The organism is Dokdonella sp. (assembly GCF_049593775.1).
Classification (GTDB): Bacteria; Pseudomonadota; Gammaproteobacteria; order Xanthomonadales; family Rhodanobacteraceae; genus Dokdonella.
Genome location: NZ_JBAWHJ010000165.1, coordinates 1 through 8,523, shown reverse-complemented (window position 1 = coordinate 8,523; position 8,523 = coordinate 1). Strand labels below are relative to the sequence as shown.

Sequence of the window (8,523 nt, the reverse complement as noted above, 5' to 3'; positions counted from 1 at the left end):
TGGGTCGACTTGCGACCGTCGCTGCTCGGCCAGAAGCGGACCATTAGTAGCGAACAGGGTGCAGCATAGAAGACAATTCTCAATGAGCCTTGCCGGTCTTGCGACTTGGGGGCTGCCCAATATCTCAGAAGTGTTCATCGACTAGTTCAATTGCCCTGTTTGTCGCATCCTGAATTTGCACGGGCGATAGCTGATCCTGGAGTCTCGCCAGAAGATTCGTGACATCGAAATCTGGATGAGGGGTCATTCCATATGCGTAGTAGTACGTATAAGCGGTGAAGGGATCTGCCTGAAATGCCATATGCTGATTTTCAGAGACAGCGGGCATATGTCCATTTGCCATTGCAAGTAGCCCATCTGGATTCCCGGCCGAAACTTCGGCGTTCAAATAGCTTCTAGCCTGTTCTTGAAAGGCATTGAAGCGCTCCGCATAGTCAATTTGGTCAAAGTCCTCGGGGCGGTAGTACTGAAATTTAAGCCGTGCCTCACTATCACCCGCCTCTGCTAGCTGAGCGACCCACATACGTTTTGCAGTGATTTGGCTCGCCGTCAGACCCTTGCAGTGAGGATAGAGAGTCCGCGCTCGCTCCAGGCTTTGCTTTCCGGATGCAGTTCCTGAATAGAACAAGCTATTTGGATCGTTGCCTTTTGTTTCGAAGTTCGACAACTCTTTCGCATCAAGAGGCGATTGCTCGCAGATGTTCAATCCTCTGAATAGCGTTCGAGCTGCGACGACATCGCCTTGGGCAGCAAGCGCAGCCAAGGCTGAATACTGATCAGAAAGATTGGTGATTCGCAGGGATTGTCCCGGATCTTCCAGAAAGTAGGATTCGACGCCAGGCGCAGTGGGCGCTGCCATTTGGTTGGGCGGCGCCCTATCGAGGGCCGATTGTGAAGTAGGCGCCGTATCGGACTCGGGCGTGGATGATTCGCTGTCTAACCTTGACACAACAGGGTAATCGGTCGGCAGAGTTCTATCGGTGGAATTCGCCCCTCCGAACAAACTCCCATTCTGGACGCGCAAAACTGTGAGCGCGGCACCGGCAAGAACAAGTATTGAAACAATCAACACCAACATCCTCGGCCTCATCTTTGCGCGCACTCCAATGGATCTTCAATTCGATCGGCAATACTACACATACTGTATAAGTAGTGTCGGATCGGGGGAGCTCAAGACACCTGGAAGGTCCAGTTCGGGTCGACTTCAGCCTCTCGATAGCGGAGCCTCGCCTTTGTCGAACGCTATCCCATAGTGCTGCTGGGAGTTTCGCGTGCGAATTCTGGATCGTGCTTCGCGGGGTGATCGCGAGAGTCGAAGTCTCTCCGGATTTTCAGCACATCACGGCTGCTGCAATGTCGTGATGCCTTGCTTCGCCTTGTCTTCGGCAACCATCTTGCGCACATCCGCCAACAGGTCCTTCGCGTTGTAGACGATGCCGTCCTTGATTGTGTAGTCGACTCCGCCCACGCGACTCAACTTGCCTTCAGCATCGAGCTTGATGTGGCCGGTGCCGTAGAGGACCTTGAGGTTGGCCATCGGGTTTTCCGAAAGCACGGCAAGGTCGGCAAGCTTGCCTGGCTCGATCGAGCCGATGCGATTATCGGCGCGCAGCACCTCCGCACCATTCAGCGTGGCCGAACGAAGCACTTCCAGTGGATGGAAGCCCGCCTCGCGCAACAGTTCCAGCTCCTGGATCGTGCCGAATCCGTAGAGTTGGTAGATGAAGCCGGAGTCCGACCCCACGGTAACGCGGCCGCCGCGGTTCTTGTAGTCGTTCACGAAGGCCATCCAGAGCTGATAGTTTTCGCGCCATGCGACTTCGTCTTCGGTTGTCCAGTCAAAAAAGAAGCTGCCGTGGTTGTCGCGATTGGGCGTGTAGAACTCCCATAGCGCGGGCATCGTGTATGCATCGTGCCAGTCGGCCTGGCGCGCACGCATGAGATCGCGCGCAGCCAGATAGATGGTGAACGTGGGATCGAGGGTGAAGTCGAGCTCCAGTAATTCGTTGATGGCGGCCTCGTATTTCTCGCTGCCCTTGGGTGCGGCCTGTGCCCACAGTCGTCCGGCCTGTCCGAATCGGTCTGCCTCGTTGTTGTAGTTGTAGGCAGCCGGATAGTCCTGCACGGTCTGGCCATCAAACAGCGCCTCGGGCAAGCCGTACCAGTGTTCCATCGTGGTAAGGCCCAGACGCGCCGTTGTCAGTACGTTTACGCGCGCCACGTCGAGCTGCGCGTGATGGCAGGCGCTCTGCATGCCCTGCTTCTGCAATTCATCAAGTGCGGCAGCGAGAATGTCCGGCCGGTAGCCGAAGCACTTCATGCCGACTGCGCCCTTGGCCTTCATGTCGCGCACCCACTTGCGCGCCTGCTCCGGCTCGGTCATCGGCGCATCGAGTCCGGCGCCAAAGAAGACATAAGGATAGATGCGCGGCGCGGTGATCTGATTTTTCTCACTGCGATGCTGTTCGCTGACACACCAGTCGATGCCGTTGCCGCAACCGGGATCGCGAATCGTGGTGATGCCGTGGCCCATCCACAGCTTGTAGACGTACTCCGCGGAAACGCCCTGCTCTTCGCCACCGATATGCCCGTGCATGTCGATCAAGCCGGGGATCACATACTTGCCGCTCAGATCCATTTCCCGACCGCCTGGCTTGAGCCTGGGTCGCGAGTCGGGCTTGATCGTGGAGCCCGGCGAACCGACCGATTGCACGGATACGATTCGGTTGCCTTCAATCACGATATCGGCCGGGCCGAATGCGGGACTGCCCGTGCCATTGATGACGGTCGCTCCGCGCAGGATCAACTGCGAGTACGGACCTTCCCCTTCCGTGCGGGCTGGCGCAGGCGCAACAGCAGAAGCCTTGGCATGCTCTTCGGCTGGCTCCGCTGCGTTCTGATTTTCTGCTGCCTGCGCAGGCCCGCCAAGGGCAACCCCAAGGACAATAAGCAACGGCACGGACATTCGCATGATGTTCCCCTGAAGCATTGATCGACTGTTTCCGATAATGCCTCATGCCTGCCGGCAACACACCCGCTTGCAGCAGCTTGGCTTGGGACTGTTTCCGGATGCAGTGCTAAAGTGTTGCGCTTTCCATCGACGAGACGGCAGAGACACGATGACGACGCAATCCTTTTACCCAGTCGGCACCCCCGGCGTGGCCTGGGGCGACGCGGAAAGGGCCGACTGGCTTTCGCGGCTATCGGTTCAGCGCAGCTACGCCGATGACGTCCTGAGCGCGATTGATTCCCTGCGTGCGCGCTTCGACGTCATTCAATATGGCGAACTCGTCTATCCGGGTGAAAACTATCCGTTGTTTGCGATAAAGAGCCGCGACTGGAACGACGCGCTGCCGACCGTGCTCGTCACCGGCGGCGTGCATGGTTATGAGACGAGTGGCGTGCATGGCGCATTGCAGTTCGTCGAACGTCATGCGACGGACTATGCGGGCAAGGTCAATCTTGTCGTTGCACCCTGTGTCAGTCCCTGGGGCTACGAGCGAATCCATCGCTGGAACCGCGATGCGGTCGATCCAAACCGCTCTTTCAAGGCGAACAGCCCGGCGCAGGAGTCTGCCGCTCTGATCAAACTGGTTGAGCCGATCCGCGACATCGCGCTGATGCATATCGATTTGCACGAAACCACCGACACCGATGAGTCCGAGTTCCAGCCGGCTCTGGCCGCGCGGGATGGTCAGACACACGAGCCCGGTGAAATACCCGATGGCTTCTATCTGGTCGACGACAGCGATAGCCCACAGCCCGAATTCCAGCAGGCAATCATCGCTGCAGTGGAAAAGGTCACCCATATCGCACCGACCGATGCAAAGGGCGAGATCATCGGATCGACGGTCGTCTCTCCAGGGGTGATCCGCTATCCGTTCAAGCCACTCGGTCTTTGTGCGGGCGTCACCAATGCGCGATTTACATCGACCACCGAGGTGTATCCGGATAGCCCGCGGGCGACACCCGAACAGTGCAATGCGGCGCAGGCAGCGGCCGTATGTGCGGCCATCGATTTCGCGTTGGCCAATCGTTCCTGACGCAGGGCTCGCATGACACGCGTGGTCGATTTCGAAGCGGAAGTGCCTTCGAGGACCGCCACTTGAATCGGCGTTGCGGGCCACGAGAAGAATGAAAGGGATGCACAACGCGGGCGGGTCTGAGACCCTCCCCTACGAAAGGTGATAGGGCAAGACAGGGGAGCATCAGGAATGTCCGAGCATGTGGCGACCGTTACCTGGCAATGCGATAGGGGAGATTTTTCTGCTGACCGGTATAGCCGCGCGCATCTGTGGACGTTTGATGGCGGGGCCGAAGTGGCCGCCTCGTCGTCGCCGGATGTCGTGCCGGTTCCGCTTTCTGATGCGAGCGCAGTCGATCCCGAGGAAGCATTCGTGGCCAGCCTGTCCAGTTGCCACATGCTCTGGTTTCTTTCGATTGCCCGGAAGCGCGGATTCGTTGTCGAATCCTATCGGGACAGGGCGGCGGGAAGGCTCGGCAAGGACGCCGACGGAAAGCTGGCCATCACCGAAGTGGTTCTGCATCCCGAGGCAAGGTTCAGCGGCGCAAACATCCCCGATGCCACACAGCTCGACTCGCTGCACCATGCAGCTCATGCTTCGTGTTTCATCGCAAATTCCGTGAAGACCGAAATCCGTTGCGAGCCGATTTACATCACCTGAAACGGCAAGAACCCGGGTGAGCGGACATCCACCCCGGTACTGTGTCTCTCTACACGTTCCGCGTGCCATTATCCGCAGATGATTTCCTTCATCATCCCGGCACATGACGAAGAGCGCCTGATCGGGGCAACCCTGGCTGCGGTGCAGTCGGTTGCAGGTGCCTTGCAGGATGCCAGCGAAGTCATTGTCGTCGTCGATGCGTCCACCGATGCCACGGCGGAAATCGCCCGACTGGCCGGGGCCACCGTCGTCGAGGTCGACTTCCGTCATATTGCAGCTACACGCAATGCCGGTGCGGCGGCGGCCAACGGAGACCAGCTGATATTCATTGACGCCGATACCCTGATCGACCACAAGGTAGCCAATTCGGCATTGCAGCAACTGCGCAGTGGAGCGGTCGGTGGCGGCGCCACCGTTCATCTCGAAGGGCCGCTGTCACGAAGCGAACGTTTCGCGCAGCGATTTTTCTCGTGGCTTCTTCGCCTGACGCGCATCGCGCCGGGATGCTTCGTGTTTTGTACGCGTGCGGCCTTTGATTGTGTCGGAGGATTCGATGAAGAGTTCTACGCCGGTGAGGACGTGGCAATCAGCCGTGCGCTGGGGCGTCACGGCCAATTCGTCATCCTGCGCTAACCGGTGCTTACTTCGGCACGCAAGCTGCGAACGCATTCGGTCCGCGAGCATCTGGGGTTGATTGTCCGTTTCGCCTGGCGTGGCAGGAAGCTGCTGAAGTCCCGCAGCAACCTGGATCTCTGGTACGGGGGACGTCGCTAGCGGCAGCGCGGGCCTGGCAATCGCGGCAGACGCACCAAGTCAATTCCTACGCGCGCTCGAGCATCTGCACTGCAAACCATCGTTCCGGATCCATCCAGGTCCGGACTACGCGCAGGCCGGCCTTGGCGGCCATGGATGCAAACTCCTCCTGCGAGTATTTGCAGCTGTACTCGACCAGCATCGCCTCGCCTTCCGCAAACGCATGGCGTTCGCCTCCGACGCTTGCGGTTTGGTCGATTCGGCTGACGATATGCGTCTCGATGCGGCCGGCCAACGCGTTGTAACGGGCGCGGTGCTCGAATTGTGCAAGATCGAAGTCGCCATCCAGCTCGCGATTGATACGCGTCAGCAGGTTCAAGGTGAAATCGCGGGTGACGCCGGCGGCATCGTTGTACGCTGCCTCAAGAATGGCCGTGTCTTTCTTCAGGTCGATGCCGACGATGGCGGATCCGTTGGCACCCATCTCGATGCACATCGTGCGCAGCAGGCCGATTGCGTCGCGTTGCTCGAAATTCCCCAACGTTGAGCCGGGAAAGAAGATCACCGTGCGCTGGGCATCCTGCTCCGGACTTGGAAGATCGACGGGCTGGGTGAAATCAGCGGCGACCGGCAACATGTCGACATCGGGAAATTCCTCGGCCAGGCTCTCCACACTGGCGCTGAGCGCACTGGTCGATATTTCCACCGGCACATAGCCAACCGGTTCGCTCATTGCATCAAGCAGAAGCCGCGTCTTGATGCCAGCCCCACTGCCATATTCGACCAGCACTGCGCGAGGTCCGATTGCAGCGGCGATGTCGCTGGCATTTTTCTGCAAGACCTCCAGCTCGGTACGGGTCAGGTAGTACTCGGGCTGTTCACAGATCTGCTCGAACAACTCAGATCCACGCGCATCGTAAAAGTACTTGGATGGAATGCGCTTGGGTGACTGGGCGAGCCCGTTGTGTACATCCACCTTGAACTCGTCATCCGGGGCGTCGGTCAGTTCCATGGCTGGGTTGGCTGGGGTCATCGATCCATTCCAAGGCGCAGCCCCATGAACTGCCAACGATCGGCTGGGGCGAAAAAGTTGCGATAGGTCGCACGCATATGGTCAGCCGGGGTGGCACAGGAACCGCCACGCAAGACGTATTGGCCACACATGAATTTTCCGTTGTATTCACCCAGAGCACCCGCCGGGGGCCGATAGCCCGGGTAATTTACATAGGGACTCGAGGTCCATTCCCACACATCGCCGAACATCTGCAGCAGCCCTGCGCCGCGATCCGGCGGCTGTGGGTGCAATTGACCGCTGCCGACGAAGTTTCCTTTCATCGGAGGCAACGCGGCGCCGGCCGACTCCCACTCCGCTTCGGTCGGAAGGCGTGCCCCGGCCCAGCGCGCGAACGCATCGGCCTCGAAAAAGCTGACATGACTGACCGGCGCGGCAGCATCGATCTCCACCGTGCCGCCAAGGGTAAACTCGTGCTCAAGGTCTTCGGACCAATACAGCGGGCGATTCCAGCCACGCCTGCAGACCGTATCCCAACCCTCCGACATCCACAGGGTCGGTGTGCGATATCCGCCATCGCGGATGAACTCAGCAAACTCCGCGTTGTTGACTGGCCGACTGGCCAGCGCATGAGGCTGCAGCAGGACGCGGTGCCTTGGGGTTTCGCAATCAAATGCGAATCCGTCGCCAGCATGGCCGATCTCCGCAATGCCTTCACGACCGTTGATGAAATCGGTCGGCTGCACCACGGCCGGGGAGCGTTGCCGACTCTCGCGGTAGACGGGCTGAAGCGGGTTCAGCGAAAACAGATGCTTGATATCGGTCAACAGCAGTTCCTGATGCTGTTGCTCGTGATTCAGCCCGAGGTTCACCAGGGTGAGGATTTCGCCACTGTCAGGTCTGGCCAGGAGGCGCGCCACCCGCTCATCGACGAAACGGCGGTAGTCCAGCACTTCGGCCAGCGTGGGCCTGGTCAGAAGTCCGCGCTGAGGTCGCGCATGCATCGGGCCCACGGACTGATAGTAGGAATTGAACAGGAACATCCACTGCGCGTTGTACGGCTGATAGTCGTCGGCCTGGCCGAGCAGAAACTGTTCGAAGAACCAGGTCGTATGGGCGAGGTGCCATTTGGCGGGACTCGTCTCGGGCATCGACTGGGCCACCGTGTCCTCGGGCGCAAGGTCGACGACCAGGTCGAGCGTCGCCTGGCGCACGCGTCGATAAGCGTCTTCGAGGGTTTCGACTATTGCGGGCGTGGCTTGCATTGGCGACATGTCGCTCTGGTTTTCGGATTCGAGCATGGGCGAATCTCGCTCGGTGGCGGTACCTGCATTCTCCTTGGCACAAATTTACCGGATATGAAGGAGCCGGGTACTGCACCCTGCTGCGTGGCAGAATTGCATCGAAACTGGATGAACGCGCCCCGATTGGCCAAAAAACCTACAGCAATGCAGACTAGCGCGGGCAACCTCAGTGATCGAGGAACTCGACGACGCCGGTTTCCAGCGAGTATTCGGCACCGACCACTTGCAGGCCTTCGTTCTCGATGAGGTTTTCAAGGATATCCGAACCGTGGCGTAACTGATTGACTGACATGCGGATATTGTTGCGCACGGCGCGACGCACGAGTTCGTCTGGATTTTTGGCTATTTCCGTATCCATCAGCGCTTCGACCGACGGGCGCACCCGATTGACGATGGACTGCAGGTTGCGTGACTGATCCTCGGAACGGCGACCGAGCTCCTGGATGGTGGCCAGTATCGCGCCGCACTGCGAGTGACCGAGGACCACAACCAGCCTCGTACCATGCTGGCTGGCGGAGAACTCGATACTGCCAATCTGTGACGGAGCGACGATATTGCCGGCAACCCGGATGACGAAGAGATCGCCCAGTCCCTGGTCGAATACAAGCTCGGCCGGGACACGCGAATCGGAGCATCCGAGAATGATCGCGAAAGGCTCCTGCTTGGTGATCAGTGCACGTCGGCGCTGCTCACTGCTCTGACCCTCACCACCACCCAGCTCAGCCACAAATCGCCGGTTGCCATCTTTCAATCGTTGCAGGGCATCTGC

At 59.2% G+C, this 8,523-nt stretch carries 7 protein-coding genes and 1 pseudogene; 3 read left to right on the top strand and 5 right to left on the bottom strand.

The window, feature by feature from the left end:
• Window positions 1-124: 124 nt before the first annotated feature.
• Both WBP53_RS05770 and WBP53_RS05765 read right to left on the bottom strand, forming a co-directional pair.
• Window positions 125-1,078: a hypothetical protein gene (locus WBP53_RS05770; protein WP_423926840.1), complete on the bottom strand. Its 954-nt coding sequence runs from the start codon at window positions 1,076-1,078 to the stop codon at window positions 125-127.
• Window positions 1,079-1,339: 261 nt separating this feature from the next.
• Window positions 1,340-2,971 (bottom strand): amidohydrolase family protein, encoded by a 1,632-nt coding sequence (locus WBP53_RS05765; RefSeq protein WP_423926838.1) that lies wholly within the window; start codon window positions 2,969-2,971, stop codon window positions 1,340-1,342.
• A gap of 148 nt (window positions 2,972-3,119) precedes the next feature.
• Between WBP53_RS05765 and WBP53_RS05760 the strand changes: the two genes are divergently transcribed.
• The 3 genes and pseudogenes from WBP53_RS05760 to WBP53_RS05750 all read left to right on the top strand — a co-directional run bounded on the left by WBP53_RS05760 (window position 3,120) and on the right by WBP53_RS05750 (window position 5,459).
• Complete coding sequence (locus WBP53_RS05760) at window positions 3,120-4,043, top strand: M14 family metallopeptidase (protein ID WP_423926836.1); 924 nt, start codon at window positions 3,120-3,122, stop codon at window positions 4,041-4,043.
• Window positions 4,044-4,214: 171 nt separating this feature from the next.
• Entirely contained in the window at window positions 4,215-4,685 is a 471-nt protein-coding gene (locus WBP53_RS05755) for an OsmC family protein (RefSeq protein ID WP_423926834.1), read from the top strand.
• 78 nt (window positions 4,686-4,763) lie between these two features.
• Window positions 4,764-5,459, top strand: a pseudogene (locus WBP53_RS05750) (glycosyltransferase).
• A 46-nt stretch (window positions 5,460-5,505) separates the two neighbouring features.
• Here the strand turns inward: WBP53_RS05750 and egtD are convergent.
• The 3 genes from egtD to WBP53_RS05735 form a co-directional block, all read right to left on the bottom strand.
• Window positions 5,506-6,471, bottom strand: coding sequence for an L-histidine N(alpha)-methyltransferase (gene egtD / locus WBP53_RS05745; protein WP_423926833.1), 966 nt, complete (start codon window positions 6,469-6,471; stop codon window positions 5,506-5,508).
• Window positions 6,468-7,715, bottom strand: a complete 1,248-nt coding sequence (gene egtB / locus WBP53_RS05740) for an ergothioneine biosynthesis protein EgtB (protein ID WP_423926842.1) — start codon at window positions 7,713-7,715, stop codon at window positions 6,468-6,470. The genes egtD and egtB overlap by 4 nt, the downstream gene beginning before the upstream one ends.
• Window positions 7,716-7,920: 205 nt before the next feature.
• A partial coding sequence (locus tag WBP53_RS05735; RefSeq protein WP_423926831.1) for a carbonic anhydrase occupies window positions 7,921-8,523 on the bottom strand: 603 nt, incomplete at its 5' end.

Excerpts from the sequence above, each read along its gene's own strand:
- WBP53_RS05765 (WP_423926838.1), bottom strand. The coding sequence starts at position 2,971 with ATGCGAATGTCCGTGCCGTTGCTTATTGTCCTTGGGGTTGCCCTTGGC.
- egtB (WP_423926842.1), bottom strand. The coding sequence starts at position 7,715 with ATGCAAGCCACGCCCGCAATAGTCGAAACCCTCGAAGACGCTTATCGA.
- WBP53_RS05755 (WP_423926834.1), top strand. The coding sequence starts at position 4,215 with ATGTCCGAGCATGTGGCGACCGTTACCTGGCAATGCGATAGGGGAGAT.
- WBP53_RS05760 (WP_423926836.1), top strand. The coding sequence starts at position 3,120 with ATGACGACGCAATCCTTTTACCCAGTCGGCACCCCCGGCGTGGCCTGG.
- egtD (WP_423926833.1), bottom strand. The coding sequence starts at position 6,471 with ATGACCCCAGCCAACCCAGCCATGGAACTGACCGACGCCCCGGATGAC.
- WBP53_RS05770 (WP_423926840.1), bottom strand. The coding sequence starts at position 1,078 with ATGTTGGTGTTGATTGTTTCAATACTTGTTCTTGCCGGTGCCGCGCTC.